The sequence below is a fragment of the Flammeovirga sp. EKP202 genome, assembly GCF_014534745.1.
Taxonomy (GTDB): domain Bacteria; phylum Bacteroidota; class Bacteroidia; order Cytophagales; family Flammeovirgaceae; genus Flammeovirga.
The window spans coordinates 13098-32417 of the sequence record NZ_JACVVP010000001.1 but is presented as its reverse complement, the minus strand read 5'-3'; the positions used below and the strand labels follow the sequence as shown (position 1 = coordinate 32417).

Annotated in this window: 16 protein-coding genes; 9 read left to right on the top strand and 7 right to left on the bottom strand. The window is 34.9% G+C overall.

Annotated elements, in window-relative coordinates:
• Positions 1-96: 96 nt before the first annotated feature.
• Entirely contained in the window at positions 97-1113 is a 1017-nt protein-coding gene (pdhA, locus tag IC221_RS00145; RefSeq protein ID WP_188167036.1) for a pyruvate dehydrogenase (acetyl-transferring) E1 component subunit alpha, read from the bottom strand.
• A gap of 176 nt (positions 1114-1289) precedes the next feature.
• Complete coding sequence (locus tag IC221_RS00140) at positions 1290-1898, bottom strand: hypothetical protein (protein WP_188167035.1); 609 nt, start codon at positions 1896-1898, stop codon at positions 1290-1292.
• Positions 1899-2160: 262 nt separating this feature from the next.
• Here IC221_RS00140 and IC221_RS00135 point away from each other — a divergent pair, with 262 nt between their 5' ends.
• Positions 2161-2904 carry a hypothetical protein gene (locus tag IC221_RS00135; RefSeq protein ID WP_188167034.1) on the top strand — a complete coding sequence of 248 codons (744 nt, stop codon included), beginning with the start codon at positions 2161-2163 and terminating at the stop codon, positions 2902-2904.
• A gap of 121 nt (positions 2905-3025) precedes the next feature.
• On the opposite strand, the gene IC221_RS00130 is transcribed toward IC221_RS00135, so the two are convergent.
• From IC221_RS00130 to IC221_RS00120, 3 genes are all read right to left on the bottom strand, one after another.
• Positions 3026-4213: a GlmU family protein gene (locus IC221_RS00130; protein ID WP_188167033.1), complete on the bottom strand. Its 1188-nt coding sequence runs from the start codon at positions 4211-4213 to the stop codon at positions 3026-3028.
• Positions 4214-4405: 192 nt separating this feature from the next.
• The gene (locus IC221_RS00125; protein ID WP_062619101.1) at positions 4406-4648 is read right to left on the bottom strand and encodes a type B 50S ribosomal protein L31; all 243 of its coding nucleotides are present in this window, start codon (positions 4646-4648) and stop codon (positions 4406-4408) included.
• Between the two features lie 134 nt (positions 4649-4782).
• Positions 4783-9705 carry a hypothetical protein gene (locus IC221_RS00120; protein WP_188167032.1) on the bottom strand — a complete coding sequence of 1641 codons (4923 nt, stop codon included), beginning with the start codon at positions 9703-9705 and terminating at the stop codon, positions 4783-4785.
• Positions 9706-9988: 283 nt separating this feature from the next.
• On the opposite strand from IC221_RS00120, the gene IC221_RS00115 reads away from it, so the two are divergent.
• From IC221_RS00115 to tsf, 8 genes are all read left to right on the top strand, one after another.
• Entirely contained in the window at positions 9989-10675 is a 687-nt protein-coding gene (locus tag IC221_RS00115) for a Crp/Fnr family transcriptional regulator (protein ID WP_044211821.1), read from the top strand.
• 263 nt (positions 10676-10938) lie between these two features.
• Complete coding sequence (gene glyA, locus IC221_RS00110) at positions 10939-12213, top strand: serine hydroxymethyltransferase (RefSeq protein WP_044211847.1); 1275 nt, start codon at positions 10939-10941, stop codon at positions 12211-12213.
• A gap of 182 nt (positions 12214-12395) precedes the next feature.
• Positions 12396-13235, top strand: a complete 840-nt coding sequence (locus tag IC221_RS00105) for a hypothetical protein (protein WP_188167031.1) — start codon at positions 12396-12398, stop codon at positions 13233-13235.
• Positions 13236-13490: 255 nt separating this feature from the next.
• Positions 13491-13934, top strand: coding sequence for a 50S ribosomal protein L13 (gene rplM, locus IC221_RS00100; protein ID WP_062619110.1), 444 nt, complete (start codon positions 13491-13493; stop codon positions 13932-13934).
• A 12-nt stretch (positions 13935-13946) separates the two neighbouring features.
• The gene (gene rpsI / locus IC221_RS00095) at positions 13947-14333 is read left to right on the top strand and encodes a 30S ribosomal protein S9 (RefSeq protein ID WP_044211815.1); all 387 of its coding nucleotides are present in this window, start codon (positions 13947-13949) and stop codon (positions 14331-14333) included.
• 100 nt (positions 14334-14433) lie between these two features.
• Positions 14434-15195, top strand: a complete 762-nt coding sequence (gene rpsB / locus IC221_RS00090; RefSeq protein ID WP_062619111.1) for a 30S ribosomal protein S2 — start codon at positions 14434-14436, stop codon at positions 15193-15195.
• A gap of 31 nt (positions 15196-15226) precedes the next feature.
• A complete protein-coding gene (locus tag IC221_RS00085; protein ID WP_044211810.1) occupies positions 15227-15406 on the top strand; it encodes a hypothetical protein in 180 nt (59 codons plus the stop codon).
• Positions 15407-15533: 127 nt separating this feature from the next.
• Positions 15534-16364, top strand: a complete 831-nt coding sequence (gene tsf, locus IC221_RS00080; protein WP_169655500.1) for a translation elongation factor Ts — start codon at positions 15534-15536, stop codon at positions 16362-16364.
• Between the two features lie 435 nt (positions 16365-16799).
• On the opposite strand, the gene IC221_RS00075 is transcribed toward tsf, so the two are convergent.
• Both IC221_RS00075 and gldM read right to left on the bottom strand, forming a co-directional pair.
• On the bottom strand, positions 16800-17681 hold the full coding sequence (locus IC221_RS00075; RefSeq protein WP_188167030.1) for a gliding motility protein GldN: 882 nt from the start codon (positions 17679-17681) through the stop codon (positions 16800-16802).
• Positions 17682-17693: 12 nt separating this feature from the next.
• Positions 17694-19307 (bottom strand): gliding motility protein GldM, encoded by a 1614-nt coding sequence (gene gldM / locus IC221_RS00070; protein ID WP_044211794.1) that lies wholly within the window; start codon positions 19305-19307, stop codon positions 17694-17696.
• Between the last annotated feature and the right edge of the window lie 13 nt (positions 19308-19320).

Sequence of the window (19320 nt, the reverse complement as noted above, 5' to 3'; positions counted from 1 at the left end):
TGTTTGCACTTAAAATTGATATTTTAATGTTTTTTTCACAAAAAAAGGCATCCTAAAAAGGATGCCTTACGTATATTTTAAATTTTCTAACTCAAATTAAGAATCTAAGAAAGGATAATCTGGCTCAACGTATACGTCAGTGTAAGCTTCTGATGCATCTGGGAATGGAGACTCCTCTGCGAACTTCACAGCATCCAATACCTTTTGCTTCATTTTCTTATCAAACTCTTTTAACTCTTCAGCTGTAGCATAACCTTTTTCGATCAATTTGTTTTTCACTTTCTCGATCGGGTCTTGTGCTTTGTACTCTGCAACTTCCTCTTTCGTACGGTATTTCGCAGGGTCAGACATTGAGTGACCTTTGTAACGGTAAGTTCTGAATTCTAAGAAATAAGGACCTTTACCCGCACGGATATGAGCAGCTGCTTCTTCCATAGCGATGTGTACTTCTTCTACATCCATACCGTCTACTGGACGAGATGGAATATCATAAGCAGAACCTAATTCATAAAGGTGAGTTACGTTTGAAGTACGCTCAACAGAAGTACCCATTGCGTAACCGTTGTTCTCTACGATAAAGATTACTGGTAATTTCCAAGCCATTGCCATGTTAAATGCTTCGTGCATTGCACCTTGACGGATTGCACCATCACCAAACATTGTCACACAAAGGTTTTTAGTACCCTTATATTTTTCACTAAATGCAATACCTGCACCCATTGGAATTTGAGCACCTACAATACCATGACCACCAGCAAAGTTTACTGATTTGTCAAAAATGTGCATTGAACCACCTTTACCTTTTGTAGTACCCGTAGCTCTACCATACATTTCTGCCATTACAGCACCAGGATCAGTTCCCAACATGATTGGGTGAGCGTGATCACGGTAAGCAGTGATATAATGATCATCCTTAGTTAGAGCTGATACTTGACCTGCAGCACAAGCTTCTTGTCCAATATATAAGTGACAAAAACCTCTGATTTTTTGCTGACCGTACAACTGCGCCGTTTTCTCTTCAAAACGTCTAACTAATAGCATATTTTCATACCATTCCCAGTATTGTTCTTTGGAGAATGCACGTTCTTCTTTCAGTACTTTTTCTTGAGACATCTCTTACGGTTGTTGAGTGTTAGCGCCTTCCAATAAGCGGTAAGAGCGCTAAAAGATATTTTTAATTTTTCGTTTTCCCCCCAAATCTGCTAATAAATCAATAAAAAAACAATCAATATCACCTTCAATTAATTACTATCCTCAATTTTTAATCAATTCTCCTAAAATCTAGCTCATTAATTATTACTGATCTTCGTCTCCCAAAGTAACTTTTCACAAGTACAGCCTGTTCCCATGTGAAAAAGAGCGATCCGGTCAAATTCAATATTTTTATTCAACCATTCTTCACAAACCTGCGTACTACCCTGCCCTAAAGTAATGTGGGGTTGATAGTTATCAAAGGCATATTTTGTGAAAAATAAATTGAGATAATCAATCCCTGAAGAAGGCATTTGTGGATGAATGACAGTAAAGTCATTATTCTCTTTCGCTTGATCAAAATGATATGATTTCATTAAGCTAGCCATTGAATAATGTAAGTGCTTAAGTGGTGAAATTAAATCCAAATTCCACCCTACTGTTTTTATATTATGTTGATAGATTGATGGAACATTCAATGATAATAGCTCTGAAAGATCAATTACTTCTAAAAAATCTTGTAATTTTCCTAATAACTCATCAATTCGATCAGAGGCAACTCTACACATCGAAATTGACAAATGTGGAATCGTATGTTCATCACTCAATTGTAATACAGTATCGGGAAGTTTTTTATTATACTCAACCATCGTCTTAGTAAAAGATTGATTGGGTAATAAAACCAAGTCCAATGCGGTGTATTTCATAATTCAACAAGATTTAAATAAAAACTGATGCAACCTAATCATTCTAACTTTGTCTTTAAAAGAATAACTAGTGTAAATTAATTTAAGCAGGAACTCTTTTCAACTTAAACAAAAGGACAAATAAGTAATATTGAGTCTAGTGATAGAAAATGTAAGATGTATGATTACATCAATTAAATTTTTCAGCGATCACTCTTTATCTCAATCGCTTTATCCTGATGTTTAACCCAACTACCTGCAATCAATCTAAAACTATAATCTTATGGTCAAATTAAGAAAATTACTATTTACTGTATTAGGCATTTGTGCCTTCACACTTTCTAGCTACGGTCAAGAATCCAGGAAATCTGACTTCTACTTTTCCGGGGGAATGGAAATTATTTTCTCCGGAATGACTGCCATCAAAATCAACAATCAAGAAATTCAAAATGATGTGATACGATTTGCTCCTGTTTTCAACGGACAATCGTATATAAACATGGATGTTGGTAATCATTTTGGACTTTTTGCTGGAGTATCTATTCGTAATATAGGTTTTATCTTTGATGTCCCCAATGAATATCAAAATGGAGAATACTCAGGTACTATGAGGAAAAAGATGAGAACTTACAATGTAGGTTTACCCGTTGGTTTTAAACTAGGGAATTTAAATAGTTTTTTCATTTATGGTGGGTATGAAATAGAACAACCTATCCATTATAAAGAAAAAACTTTTGTTGGAGGTAGCAAGCAAGATAAATTCTCTGTCTGGTTCAGTGACAGAGTAAATGTGCAACAAAGCGTAATGTTTGGAATTCAGTTTAGAGAAGGAACAAATCTAAAGTTCAAATATTACCTGACACCTTTCTTTAATGAATCATGGGGAAGTGATCAAGCCAATATAAAAGGTACAAACCTTAGCTATAATCAACTGACTGGAAATGTCTTTTACTTCTCTCTGAATTGTGATATTTTCGATACAAAAAGAAAAATTAATCGAGTAAAAAGGGCAACTTTCGATTTTTAGAAATATCATTATTTCAATGAATGTTTTCTTCATGATTGAAGAATTCATAAATATAAAAAAAGGATCTTCATTTCACCTTTTAGGCCAAGAAGATCCTTTTCTATTTTTTTGATCATGAAGATTACATTCTATCAAACTTACTTAATTCAAACACCTTCTCTAGAATTTGACGGTCGTGAATCGTAAAATCTGCTTTTCTTCTTGCGAATACTCTTTCTGCAATCTCTATCATTTTATCCAATTGAGCTACTTCATTAGAATCAATAGCACCCCATGCAAATGAAGGAATATGTTTTGGAGGGAAACCACCACCAAAAATGTGTGCAGATACACCCACCACAGTACCTGTATTAAACATGGTATTAATACCAGCTTTACAATAATCTGCCATCATCATACCACAAAACTGCTGTTCGGTACTTACATATTTTCTTTCCTTGTAACTCCAGATTCTAACTGGACCGTAGTTATTCTTAAGATTGGAATTGTTGGTATCAGCGCCCAAGTTACACCATTCTCCTACTACTGAATTCCCCAAATAGCCGTCATGGGCTTTATTAGAATATCCAAATACAACGGAGTTATTGATCTCTCCACCAATCTTGCAATGTGGTCCGAAAGAACAATCTTCACGGATTTTAGCTCCCATATTAATACGAGTCCCCTCACCAATAGCGCAAGTACCTTGAATAATTACTCCTTCTTCAATCACTGCATTTTTACCAATATAAATCGGTCCTTTCTGTGCATTTAAGATAGAAGCCCTTACTTCTACACCTTCTTCTACAAAGATATTTGCACGTCCATAAACAACGGTATGAGGATCTTCGATATGATGACTGATTCTTCCTCTTGTCACCACTTCGAAATCAAGCATGATTTGCTCTCTATTTTGAGTAAAAATTTCCCATGGATGCTTTATTAATACTACCTCTTCCGCAGGAACTTCTATTTTTTCGAAATCACCAGGTTCAGCATCTAAGTGATCAAACTTTGCAGAAGTATGTAAAACCAATAAATCTTCACCACAAACTAAACCCTGCCCCTCTTTTAACTCCTGTATTTTTTGTATTAAATAAGGATTCGGGCAAAGTGATCCATTAATATAAAACTGATCAGCACCATGTTTCAGAGGAAACTTTCCTTGTAAATACTCTTCTGTTAGAAATGAGATTTCTGCATTAAAAGCCTTTTCCCATTTTTCATATATCTTAAAAATACCTACTCTAATATCTGCAATAGGTCTTACAAATGTGAAAGGTAATAATTTAATTCTTGTCTTCGGATTGTCGAATAATATGATATTCATAATAATTACTTTAAACCATTTTTACACAAAATCGCAATTGTAAAATGGTGATTTACACCTGAAAAATAAATATCTCAAGTGAGATATAACGAACAAAAAATGATATGACAAAGATGCAATGAAGAAAGTTAGACACAAAAAAAATCCACAACTTCGTATGAAATTGTGGATTTTTTATGGATAAAAACGAAATTATTTTTTTCCGTATCTTTTGTTGAATTTATCAACACGACCTGCAGCAGAGATAGCCGCTTTCTTACCAGTGTAGAACGGGTGAGAAGCTGAAGAAATCTCGACTTTGAATAAAGGATAAGTTTCACCTTCGAATTCAATTGTCTCAGATGTAGCTACTGTAGATCCAATAAGGAACTTTTCGTTAGAAGTCAGATCGTGGAATACCACTGGTCTGAAATCTGGATGAATGTCTTGTTTCATCTTATTAATATTTTTTACTTTTTCTGTAATCCCAAATCGAAATGCAAAAGTAATAGATTGAAACTTATAACACAAAATAACTGACTATTAATTCGATAACATCTTTGAATATAGGGTAAAAAGTGCTAATCGGGTCAATTCCAAGGGGCTACACTTACTATTTTTGTCTGTTCTTGACGATTTCCTTTATGATCAACTAATTGATAATACACTAAAAATTTCCCCATTACACGTTTTCCATCTTGATCTACACCATCCCATTTCACAAAATCACGGCTCGATAGTTCGTAATTATTAAGCCAAGGATAGATGATATTACCGTGAATATCATAAATATCCATCCTTAAAATTCTTAGAGGAAAAATGGAATTATTTTCAACTTTTAAGTAATCATCTCTTCCATCACCATTTGTTGTCAATAATGAAGTAGAAAAAACAAGTACATTATCCTGGTATTCATCTAATTCATTTCTCACTACTCTTGAATTTATGAAGGTAGGTGTTCCAAAACCGCTGCTTTCTGTAGCCGAAGTCCAATTATTAGGGTTAGAAGATGAAACGGTAAAATCAATTCTCTCTAAGGATACATCTTCAGTATTCTTAAGAAATGATTGATGATGTTTTTCGGAATATTCATACTTTTCATATACTTCACCATTCTGCAGCAACACAACATTACCGTTCTCATTTGGAAATGAGGGAAGATTTACCACTCTCATATTTTCCCTCTTCAAGTGAGGATAAAAACTTAATAACTTGTCCTCTTCCTTAGTGAACACTAGAAATTGATTAGAAAATAGATAATCATCCATTTTTGATAAAGCCACTACCTGCTCAACAGCTCCATTTCTCTCCCTGCCAATAGACCAATCCTTCAAATTAACATAGCTTCCTTTCTCGACCTGAAAAAACACTTCTAAATAATCTGTATTTAACGTGCTAGGATCAAATAATATTTCAGAAAGAAATACCTGCTCCTTGGGCATCGGGTAAAGAATTTCTTTTTCCATCACGGTAGAATTGAAGTTACCCGAACAGTCAACAATTGCTGAAATACTCACATAAGAATAAGATAGGTCATAAGACAAATAGATCAACAAATGATTTCCATTCAAAGTCACATTTTCTTTCGAAATGTACTCTCCATCTATTATCAATTCAGTTTGTTCGGTAATCGCAATTGGTTCTGAAAATTGAAGGAGCACATTGGACTCCTTCTCCAAAAAGAGAGCACTTTCAAGAGTTGGTACATGACGGTCGATCACTGTTTCTTCTATAGAATTTTTATAACCTGCCGTTCCTCCGTTTTCATCTTCAGAAGCTTGCCAGTTTTCAAGGCCAACACACGGACTCTTTACATCTCTCATCTCAATGGACCAACCTCCGTCTTTTTTGTTCTGATCATGATAATAATCTAAGGAGTAACTAACGCTATGTATTATCTCATTTTCATCATTAACCAATACTACTTTTCCTTGATCATTTAAGAGTGTTTCCCAGTTTGAAACACCTATCACTTCAACTGTTAGAGTATCAAATAAATGCCTATTTGCATTAGGAACTAAGACCGCATAATTTCTTGGTAAAATCCAATTATCTGATAGTTCTACAGAATCACCATCTATTAACATTATACACTTATCAAGGTTTAACCATAAATCACTATTATTATAAACCTCTATATATTCAGAATCAGGCATTTTGTTAATAGGTGAATGATCAATCATCAACTCAGTTATCAACAATTGTTGATAATTAATCTTTGGTTTAATTACAAAATCAATTTTTTCTGAAAATAATGTGTTATTAAAACAGTCTTGAAAGTTATCAACAATCATAGTTACCAACACTCCTTTTGGTAAATCTTCGTTTACAAGTACTTTAAGATTGAAGTTATCAACAAAACACCACTTATCAACATACTTACTAACATTATCAACACTATATTGGATAGTGCTTTCTGTTGAAAACATATATAGGCTTTTATCAAAGGAAATGACCATATTATGCTCATCAACAACTGTAATATTTGTGATTTTTGAAGATATTGTATCTTGAATAATTTCAAAAATTGAATTTTCAAAACCTAAGGTACCCCCAGCTTCATCTTCACTAGCAGCCCAATTCAAAAATGGATCACAATCAAAAAAGAAATCTCTTCTTTCTAACGAATAACCTCCTTCGGATTTCATCTTATCTTTATAAGTTGATAAATCAAATTTTACAGAATCAATGAGCAATTCATTTTTAGCATTCAACAACTTTATAATTTCACCTGAATTATTGAGAGCACTCCAGTGATTTACTCCACTTACAAAAGGATATTCAGACCACATTTCCAACTTTGTAGAAGGGACCAAAACAAGATAAGTTTCAGGTGCTATAAACTCATTGTCAAAAGTGAGTGTATCGCTTCCAATCAGTAAGTCCACCCCGAGTAAGGATAAAGTATCTGTTGAGGTATTATACAATTCTAAAGCTTCACTATTAGGCAACCCTATGATTGGTGTAGGGTCTGCAAAAATTTCAGTAAGAATCAAATCACCCTTCTTTACCGAGTTTACAGGAATCACATTACCATTTACTGATAGAGATGTTTTATTTCCATTCCAATCTTCTACACCCTTATGAATTGTGTAATGTATTTCTTCTTCCCAATACTCCTTTTCCAATATCAATTCAACATATTCCTCATTTACTTTAAGTGAAAAATCATGAATTTCTTTTTCACCTTGATACAAAGTAATCCTGTTTTCGATAGAGTATTTTTCAACTTTTTCATTGAAGAGCAATAAAAGCTGATTTCTATCTTTCCAACTAACATCCACTAACAAGGGTGAAGATGTGTCTTTGGTATATTGAAAAGAACTATGTGGTAATTTTTGGTTTTCACAAGAAACTAAACCTTCCACTGAAAAATTATATACTCTATTCTCTGGAATGGGATCTTTAAGAAATAAATGTAGTTTATCTCCTTCAATAAGAATATTTTGAATATTTATATGGGGATTAGTTGAAATCAAAGGAATGTGTTGCTCATTTAACTCTTTTTCAAAATCGATAGTAATAGAATGAGTACTGGAAGTGATGACCGATTGAATCTCATTTTTGATATAGCTGATAATATATTCCTTTCCTTGAAACTTCAATACTCGATTTTCTCCATCTTGAAATTTTGGAACAACATATAAATCATTTACTTCATTTAAACTCTTAATAGAATCGATCCTTGAATTTTCTAATTCAAAATCACTAATGTACTGAGGAGAAATTACCCTAATTGAACTATCAGAAGCACAATAAAAGTCTTCTATAAAAATATCATCATTAAAAAATACTTCAACAGAGTCAATCACATTCTGGTTTTCGTCCTTTACACCAAATAATTTTACACTTGATACCTTTTCTAGTATAATTATGGAAGAAGGGCAATCAATATTCTGGAATTGATGTGAAGAGCTATCTATAGAAACAATTTTTTCATCAAAAAGAATTTGGTTGTGAAGCGTACTTTGAAAGGTATTTAGAATTTCAGCTTTTGTCGTATCAAACTCTAATGTTAGTATTTTGGTATTCATTTCATTACCAAACAGGTCTTCAACGGCGGTAATAGTTATCGTATAAACAGAATCTTGCTTGAATGTATTCGACTGAAAAAGTAAGTCAAGTCGATGGCCACTAATCATTATACTTTCAGGAACAACCTGATCATTGATTATATAATTATAAGGGTCATTAATATACTCTGAAACAGGCTCATCAAATTCTATATTTATTTGATCACCATTGAGAATTTCTGAAGAAAGTAATTTAGGAGGTCTAGTATCAAAATAAGATGTAAAGGTCACGTCTTGAAAATTACCTTTCTCATCTGTCAATTCTTTAATGTGAACTTCAAAACTTTTATTCGTAGGAATTGAACTTCCCAAAACAAACGACTTCTGTTTTTCATTGATGTTTTTCAAAGTATCTACCACTTCAATAGTATCACTTTTTGATATCAAAAAAATGTTGGAGAACTCCGTCAAGACAACAGGTTCATCAAAAAATAGATCAAGAATATAATCACTCTTAACAGATAAAGAATCAATATGAGGCGGATAGGTATCTTCTACTAACAATGAAATCGTAGTATCATTTAAGATATTTCCTGCTTCATCGCAAAAGTCAGTCATTTGAAGAGTATAAAGACTATCTATCTCAAAATGATTGTGGATTACGAGTGAAGATTGCTGAGACAGATAATCAACAGTTGCAGCATTTATAGTCAAACTACCTTTACAAGAATCATGATTTACAATTTCATCAAACTCCACAATTAGAGTATCTATTCCTTCTAAAAATACATTTGAGACTTTGGGAGGTGTAATATCTTCCGCTTTAAGTCGAATCAAATGTATAAAATCATCATAGTAAAAATGCTGCCCTCTTGCTGAAGATGAAAAAGTAGCTAACAGGCCAGTATGATAAGTAGCCAAAGAAATATCATCATAAAAAACCTCGTATATAAATACATCATCCAAATAGACAGTCCACAATCCTTTTACTTTTTGCACTTTTATTTGATGCCACGTTGATGGAACGATTGAGATAGCTTTTTCTTCAACTACTACTAATTCATCATCTATTTGATGGATTAGTTTTATACCACTAGAAAGTTCCAAATACACTGAGGTATCTGAAGTTGAATGATTTTGAAACAGTATGAACTTAGAATAATTCTTTTTTTGAAGACTGCTTGATACACTAAAGTTGTGCATAAAAGACATGCTCCAAACCAGTGTATCTGATGTATTCTCAAATTGGAAAGATGTTTCAAAAAGGGCTGTTGAGGACCTTTGGCCAGAGCCTCCCGTTACGTTTAATTGAAGTTGGTGATCAGTATTAATTTCAAACCACCCTTGAGCGTCTTTGCCTGTTGTAAATGTTTCCCCTTTCCAATCCTCTAGATTTTCAAATTGGGAATCGACTAAAGTACGTTGCCCGAATGAAGACGTTGAATAGCAATAAATAATAAAAAAACAGAAGTAGAAACTTCTAAATGAAATCGTTTGCATGATAAAGTAAGAATAGAATCGTTAATAAGTTAGAATTTGCAAGCCTAATTTAGTGATTTCTCTCATAATTGAGAACAACTTAAGTCATAAAGAGTTTGAATATAAGAATTTACTTTTGTGGTGGATAATTCTGATAAAAGCGCACAGTTGGGGACACATTTGGTTCTCAGCTGTGTTTTTTTTGCCAAAAAAGTAACTAAAATCATCTTTTTTTAGTAAATCTCTAATTTTGATATTACTTTTAGTGTGCTTTTATCAGAATTATCCATTTACTTAAACAAAGATGAAATTGGTACAACCCTCTTGTGCTTGTAAAGTGAAGAGTAACCAATCTATGTTTTCTTGTCTTACCGCTGAGCAACTTGAGAAGCTTCAGTCTAATACATGTCACTTCTTTAAAAAGGGGCAACCAATCTTCCAAGAAGATTCTATGCCTACAGGAGTATATTGTATCAGCGAAGGTCTCGTAAAGGTTACAAAGCTAGGGAGTAACGGGAAAGAGCAGATTTTAAGAATTGCCAAACCTGGCGATTTTGTCGGTTACAAATCTCTTATTAAAGGGAGTCGCTATAGAGCTTCTGCTATAGCAATCGAAGATTCATCCATTTGTCTCATACCCAAAGCTATTTTCATGGAGCTTCTCCATGAGAATGTGGAATTTTACCAGCAGATCGTCCATTTATTATGCGAAGTAATTGACAACGCAGAAACTAAAATTACTGACATCGCTTATAAACCTGTTCGAGGAAGAATAGCGGAAGCCTTATTGGTATTAGACAAAGCGTTTGTAGACAAAGAGCACATTACATTGACACGTGAAGATTTAGCAGGATTAGTAGGAACAGTCAAAGAAACGGCCATTCGTATTATCTCTGAATTTAAGCATGAAAAACTAATTGAAATCAACAAGAGAAGCATTAAAATTATCAATCCTGAAGGATTAGTAAAAATTAGTCACCTTTATGATTAAGTAAAGGTTTGATTTCATATGCAAAGTCATTAAAGTTAAAAGTTCTTACTGAGCTTACTTTAATGACTTTTTTTGTTGCCGAATTATGAAAAAAAGAGAAAGTAGATTGCATTTTTTTCTTTTTTTCAATGGATTAGGTAATATTTTTTGTCATTTATAATTATTGAATAATAGGATTTTAGTAGTTTTGCATGTCTAAAAAGGTACAACCTCCTATTTACAATGGGATGAATCAACAAAACGAACAAACCCCTTTTGCAACCATGAAAAGAGATGACATCATCTTTGATCTTATAGATCGTGAAAAAGAAAGACAGATTTCTGGAATTGAACTTATCGCCTCAGAGAACTTTGTTTCAGAACAAGTGATGAATGCTATGGGCAGTGTATTGACAAACAAATACGCTGAAGGATTGCCTAGCAAACGTTATTATGGTGGCTGTGAAGTAGTAGATGAGGTAGAAAACCTTGCTATTGACCGTCTAAAAGAATTATTTGGTGCCGCTTGGGCCAATGTTCAACCACACTCTGGTGCTCAAGCTAACGCTGCAGTTATGTTAGCCGTTTTAAAGCCAGGTGATAAAATTTTAGGTTTTGACTTATCTCATGGTGGTCACCTAACGCACGGTTCTCCTGTAAACTTCTCAGGAAAACTATACAAGCCTACATTTTATGGTGTAGAAAAAGAAACTGGTTTAATCGACTTTGATAAAGTTGTTGAAACTGCTCGTGAAGAAAAACCACAATTAATCATTGCAGGTGCTTCAGCTTACTCACGTGAGTGGGACTACAAAAAATTACGTGCTGTAGCAGACGAAATTGGTGCTTTATTATTAGCCGATATTTCTCACCCTTCAGGACTAATCGCTAAAGGTAAATTAGATGATCCTTTAAAGCACTGTCATATCGTAACTACTACTACCCACAAAACTTTACGTGGACCAAGAGGTGGTGTGATCATGATGGGTGAAGATTTTGAGAACCCTTGGGGATACAAAACTCCAAAAGGTAAAGTACGTATGATGTCTTCTTTATTAGACTCAGGTGTTTTCCCTGGTACTCAAGGTGGTCCATTAGAGCACGTTATCGCTGCTAAAGCAATCGCATTTGGCGAAGCTTTAACTCCTGAATATGATGCTTATACTACTCAAGTTCAGAAAAACGCTCAAGAAATGGCAAAACATTTCTTAGCAAAAGGTTATGATATCATCTCTGGCGGTACTGACAACCACATGATGTTGATCGACCTTCGTTCGAAGAACTTGACAGGTAAAATCGCTGAAAATACATTAATCAAAGCTGATATCACTATCAACAAAAATATGGTACCATTTGACGACAAATCTCCATTTGTTACTTCTGGTATGCGTGTTGGTACTGCAGCTGTTACTACTCGTGGCTTGAAAGAAGCTGATATGGGTAAAATCGTTGACTTCATCGACCGCGTGTTAATGAATCACGAAAATGATGCTGAAATTGATAAAGTGAGAGCTGAAATCAATGAGTGGATGCGTCAATTCCCATTGTTCCAGTGGTAATTAAAAATATACATTTAGTACTCTTTATTGAATACTAAAATTAATAAGAAGCTAAGTTCAGCAATGGACTTAGCTTTTTTTATTTAAGAGTAATTTTCAATAAATTATAAAACAAATGTAAAATACATTCTACCTATATTCTCTGCAATCGTTAATTATAATGTAACATATAATATACTACCATGAAAAACCTATCAATCATCATTTTATCCATTCTATCTGTACAACTATTTAGCTGTTCAAGTAATGACAATAATGAAACACCTAATAATCCTCCATCAATTTCAATTGAAAATCAACAAGACATTTTAGAAATCTACTCACTGCAAGAAATTCATCTTGATGTTCTCGCCAAAACAAATAGCGATAAACCAATAAGCGACCTTGAAACGACAGGTGATGGCAGTTGTATTCAAGCCCAAGACACTACATTAAATGAAAATGAAGGCTATTTGAATTATAGGCAATTAGCCCCTTACAGTAAAGGTGATTACACAATCACATTTACAGCTTATACTGATGATGGGAAGACATCAAATGTGGAACAAAAAATCAAAGTAGTAGCTGAACCTTTTATCATGGAAATCGACAGTACAAAAGTGCCTTCATCAGCTACAGAAGGTGATAAGTTTACTGTAACAGGAACTTTTAAATCTGTACTCCCATACAATGGCACAACTACCTCTGTTGATATTCCCGGACAAACAGGTATTCAATTTAGAACTAGTGTCTTGGAAGGCGGGTTCGATGCTGTTGTAGACAACATTCCGGCTACACTTCCTCATTCCAATAGAATTGGTTTTGAAGTAAAAGAACATAAACTAGAAAAAGATAGCAATGGATATTATGTCTACAATTTCAATGTAGAATATACAGTAAGTAGACCTGGAGAAAATTCAGAATTACCTCAAAATGAATTTACAATATCAATCATTTACAATTATTACAACTCCACTATCGGGTGTACTGGAAATAGTACTCCAATGTTTGGAACGTGGTCAAAAACAGTCACTATACAGTAAATTTACATTAAGTTTATAAAATATTAATTCATAAGGTGTTCATTATCAATAATGAACACCTTATTTTTATGGGGTGATTATGAATTATTTAAACATATATAATTGCTAAAGTATTGGTAATCACAAAATAATGTTCTACCTTTGCCCGTCGCATACGTTAACCCGTATTGCGTGTTCAGGTCGAGGTATTTGCAAGTAGCTGTATTTCAGTGATGTAAATACTTCAAGTTTTAATAAATAAAACGAAGAATCACAGTGGATACACTCAGTTACAAAACTGTTTCAGTAAACAAGACAACTGCTCAAAAAGAGTGGATCTTGATCGATGCTGAAGGTAAAACATTGGGTCGTTTAGCTACAGAAATTGCTATGTACTTACGTGGCAAGAAGAAGCCTAGCTTTACACCTAACGTTGACTGTGGTGATAACGTAGTTGTTATCAACGCAGAAAAAGTGAAGCTTTCAGGTAAAAAGTGGGACGAAAAAGTATACCTTCGTTACTCTGGTTACCCAGGTGGTCTTAAATCAAGAACTGCTACAGAAATGAAAGCAAAGTTCCCAACAAGATTAGTTGAGAACGCAGTAAAAGGCATGTTGCCGAAAGGACGTTTGGGCCGTGATTTATACCGTAACTTGTATGTATATGCAGGTGGCGAGCATAAGCATGAAGCACAACAACCAAAGAAAATTGAACTTTAATAAAATTTAGTGATGGAAGTAATTAACACTTCAGGCAGAAGAAAAACTTCTGTAGCAAGAATTTACCTGTCTCAAGGTGAAGGAAAAATTACTGTCAACAAACGTGAGTTTGCGGATTATTTCCCATCTGAGGTTTTGCAAATCAAAGTGCAACAACCATTAGAATTGACTAATGAGTCTGGCAAGTACGATATCAACGTAAACGTACAAGGTGGCGGTATTAACGGACAAGCGGAAGCTGTACGTTTAGCTATCTCTAAAGCGCTATGCGAAATTGACGCAGAACACAGATTGACATTGAAACCAGAAGGTTTCTTAACTCGTGACCCTCGTATGGTCGAAAGAAAGAAACCAGGTCGCAGAAAAGCGAGAAGAAGATTCCAATTCTCGAAGCGTTAATCTGGATTATGCAGTTATTTTGGCAAAGATGGTCTTTTTCAGACTATCTGCCATACTGCTTTAAATTACGTTTTGCAAAAAACTCTACTTGTTAGAAACAATGAAAAATTTAGAATACAAAGAACTGCTTGACGCAGGTGTTCACTTTGGTCACTTGACCAGAAAGTGGAACCCAAAGATGGCTCCTTACATTTTCATGGAGCGCAATGGTATCCACATCATTGACCTGAACAAAACAAAGACATCTTTAGAGCAAGCACAAAATGCTTTAAAAAATATTGTGAAGTCTGGTCGTAAAGTGATGTTTGTTGCTACTAAAAAGCAAGCAAAAGACATCGTTGCACAAGAGGCTGCACGTTTAAAAATGCCTTACGTTACTGAGCGTTGGTTAGGTGGTATGTTAACTAACTTCCAAACTGTACGTAAGTCATTGAAAAAAATGACATCAATTGACAAGTTAATGAAGAGTGATGAGTACAATTCATTAGCTAAGCGTGAGCGTCTTATGATGCAACGTGAGCGTGAGAAGTTAGAAAGAGTATTGGGCGGTATCGCTGACCAAACTCGTCTTCCTGCTGCGTTATTCATCGTTGACGTTAAGCGTGAGTCAATCGCTGTAAAAGAAGCTCAAAAATTAGGTATCCCAGTTTTTGCAATGGTTGATACAAACTCAAACCCTGAAGGAGTTGATTTTGTAATCCCTGCAAACGACGATGCATTCAAATCTGTAAGTGCTATCATGGGTGCTGTAGGTTCTGCAATCGAAGAAGGAATTGGCGAGCGTAAGAAGGAGCGTGACGAAGCTGCAAGTGCTGCTGCTGAAGCAGAGAAAAAAGCAGCTGATGAAGCTTCTGCTGAGTAATTCACCGTATTACCTTTAAAATTTGATTACAATGGATATTAAAGATATCAAAGAGCTTGAAGCTAAACTTCACGACTTAAAAGTGAAGCAAGGCGACATCTTCAAAGCGAAGAAAGCTGAGCGTGATACTGCAGCTCTTGAGGCTATCCGTACTGAGATGGCCGAATTGAAAGCTAAAGTAAAAGAAGGCTTAGCAGCTAATAAGAAATAATTCAAGCTTATTAGGGTTTAAAGCCGGACCCGCATCGTACTTAGTACCTTGCGGGTTCGTTCGTAAATAAATTAAGGGTAGAGTATTTCTACCAATTTTCAACCATTCTTTTAAATCTTTTATAGAGATGGCTATCACAGCAAAAGACGTTAAAGAGCTACGTACTATCACTGGTGCGGGTATGATGGACTGTAAAAAAGCCCTTACTGAGGCTGAAGGCGACATCGAAAAAGCAGTTGAAATCCTTCGTAAAAAAGGTCAAAAATTAGCTGCAAAAAGAGCTGACAGAGAGACTACAGAAGGTCAAGTTTTCGTTTATGAAAACGCTGACAACTCTAAATCTGTAGCTTTAGCATTCGCTTGTGAAACTGAACCAGTTTCAGTTAACGACGAATTCAAAGCTTTAGGACAAAAATTACTTGACGCTGCTGTTGCTGCCGACGCTAAGACTGCTGAGGAAGTACTTGCATTAGAAATCGACGGAGCTCCTGCTACTGAAGCAATCACTGCTTTAACTGCAAAAATGGGTGAGAAGATGGAAATTAGCGGTTACGCTAATGTTGAGGGTGCTGCTGTTGCTGCTTACAAGCACGGTAATGCTATCGCAGTATTAGTTGAACTTTCTGAGGCTGCTGACGACGCTGTATTAGAAGCTGGTAAAAACGTAGGTATGCAAGTTGCTGCTATGCGTCCATTAGCTTTATCTGAAGCAGACGTTGATCAAACTGTTGTTGCTAAAGAAAGAGAAATTGGTGTTGAGCGTGCTCGTCAAGAAGGTAAACCTGAGCATATCTTAGAGCGTATTGCTGAAGGATATGTGAAGAAATTCTTAAAAGAGAACACTCTTGAGAACCAAGACTACGTAAAAGAGCCAGGTCAATCTGTAAAATCTTACGTAGGTTCAGTGAAATCAGGTATGGTGATCAAATCATTCCACAGAGTTTCAACTGGTAAGTAATGAACTTCCTTCCAACGAAGGAATCAATATAATTAAGGCTATTCTATCATTTGATGGATTAGCCTTTTTTTATGTCTAATTTTATTTCTTCTATTGAAATATAACTTCCAAAAGTAATTCTTCTCCTAACTATTCATAAACTTCAGCCATAAGCTTATTCTACTGTAATGATAAATTATTGCAAACATATTCATTAAATATTATAAGAATTAGAAATACTTGTGATCTCTAGTGATCTTTAAAGTATCTCTTACACTAGCAGAATAATATCTACAATCTTATCATAGAATTTGATAAAATATTTGTTTGCTTGCTTCATCACATATTAGATAATATAGATAAGAGAAAAGTTTTATTATCATCATAAAAGTTATGACAAAAAAAAGAGAACCATTTTCACATGATTCTCTTTTTATATTTTGTTCTAATATTATACTAGTTTGACCATAAGTCTGACTCGTATTCTACTAGATCGTATTTGTATTCTAAGCCTTTCATCAAAGCAATATCACCTTTAGCATCACCATACAATAAAGCAATATCTTTATCTTGTGTATTAGTGTATTTAGTAATCTTACCTTGATATAACAATAGGTCAAAAGCATCTGATAAGTTCTTACTTTCTGCTAAGTTTCTATCATTGTACCATAAAGCATCTCTGTTCTCTTTGAAAAGGTTTTCAACAACTTCTTTATAACTAAATGAAGCTACCATTCTTTCAAGAGTACCACCATTATTTTCAGCAGGAAGTACTAGTGTAATCACTTGGATATCATGAACCCATTTACCTCTTCTACGGTCAAATAAGATGTCTACTTTAATATCCATTAGATAGATATCTTCAGGATATAATTCATCATTAGCTGCAACTGCTGCTCCTCCAGCGCTTCCGCCTGAGTCACCCCAGCCTGAGTCGCCTGAGTCGCCCCAGCCGCCTCCGCCGCCCCAATCGTCGCCGCCGCCCCAGTCGTCACCGCCTGAGTCACCACCGCCTTCGTTAGGACGTTTGATACGCTCTTTGAATTCGTCTATTGTTAAACGCTTCTTTAAAGAGTCATTCTCATATGGTCTAAGTAAACTACTCTTTACTGCATCAATCATCAGTTTAGGTAACCAACGGTTTTTAGCAAAGAACGGCTGATTTATTTTATCAGAAAGGTTTACTCTATACCAAACCGTTTTCTTAAACATTATATCTGCATTACGAACAGGTCTAACTGAATGTTTATTCCATTCACTCTCATCAATCTCCTGTGCGTAAGTCATACTAGCAACTGCTACAAATGCTAGTAAAAGTAATCCTCTTAGACTTTTCATAATCTTGATTCTTTAGTTTACTGAGATTGTAGTAATTCCACCTACTCCAGAAACTTTTTCAGTTTGTCCCTGAGAGTTTTTACGAACTACTGTTTTCACATCTACTACAACACGTACACCTGGTGTTCCTTTAGGTGCCTTTTTCAAAAGACTTCCAATATCGAAATCTTGCTTACCACCTTTGATCTTTACTGGACCAGCTAATGGTTTTGTACCAAATGCAACAGTTACTTCCCATTCCACTACACGGTAGTTAGCTTCATCAGGTAATGCTGCTTTGAATTCCTCGTCCGGTTTAGGACGAACTTTAAGTGTTCTTGTTTTAGAACTAATACCTTTCTTTAAATCAATTCCAGGGAAAGTGATTGTTGGTTTTGGAACTCCTCTTGTTTTAAAGTTCTTAGTACCAATTGTGTTTCCACTACTCTTAACTGTTAAAGCTACAGCTTTAGCCTTAACATCTGGAATGATTGTAGCTACTTTACCTGAACTCATCACCTTAGCATTAGTTGCTGAGAATTGAGGATTGTAAGCTTCACCTAAAGCAGGTACGTCAATTACTAATTTGTTTGCTACGTTTCTGTAAAGTGCATTTACAGTAGCAGAGTTAACTTCAATAGTAGGTTTAACAACTACATACTCTTCTTCCACTAATAATGTAGTATCGCCAAATGGAGTAGTGTAAGTAATTTCACCTTTCCAAGATTGAGTTGAACGACCGTTTTTATCATATTTCGCAGGCTTAACTGGGAATTTAACCTCACCAATACCATCTACTACTTTAATAGTACTTCCGTTGTATTTCATTCTTGGTTTTGCTGCTGATGATGACGCTGCAATAAACATTGTCGCTTCATACTCTAAACCAGCTGCAACATATTTTGAAGTAGGTTTCACAACCGCAACAACTTTATCAAATACTACTCTACCACCAACACGATCATTTAATACTTTTAAAACTTTTGTTTCGTTTTGAAGTACTTCTGATGACATTTCAGAAAGAATTGCCATACATGCTGCTGTCGGAGTTTCTTCGAATTGGATATAAGCAAAATCTTTGTTCTTATTATCCTTGTCGTTTTTGTATTGATCCATTTCCTTAGCTGGCTTCGCTAATTTACCGATCGCCTGCCAAGTTTTAGAAGTATCGTGCTTTATCGCTACATCATCAAAATGTTTCGCTAACGCATTTAACTTCTTCTCTAATTCGTATGCTTTACCGTTTTTCTTACCTTCTAAACCGATTAATAACTCAGCTGGTTTTTGAGTATCACTTTTACCTTTAAGTTCACCGTGCTCGTAACCACCTGTTTTCTTTACGATTTCTTCTTTAAGATTATCGATATATGCAATAACTTCAGCAGTTTCTTTACGAAGAGCTTTTGCATCTTCTAAAACTTGCTTTGTTGTTTCATTTACTTTTTTAGCAGCTGCACCTTCAATTGCGTGTAACTGTCTATCATTTTCCTGTGCAGTAATATGATTAGAGTTCTCTAATGATTGCTCGATAAAGATAAATTTATCAAGTACTGTATTACTCACGTTCAACGCTAGCATGGCCATTAGTACTAAGTACATTAGACCAATCATCCGTTGTCTTGGGGTTTCTTTTGCTCCTCCTGCCATTAGTCCTTTTCTT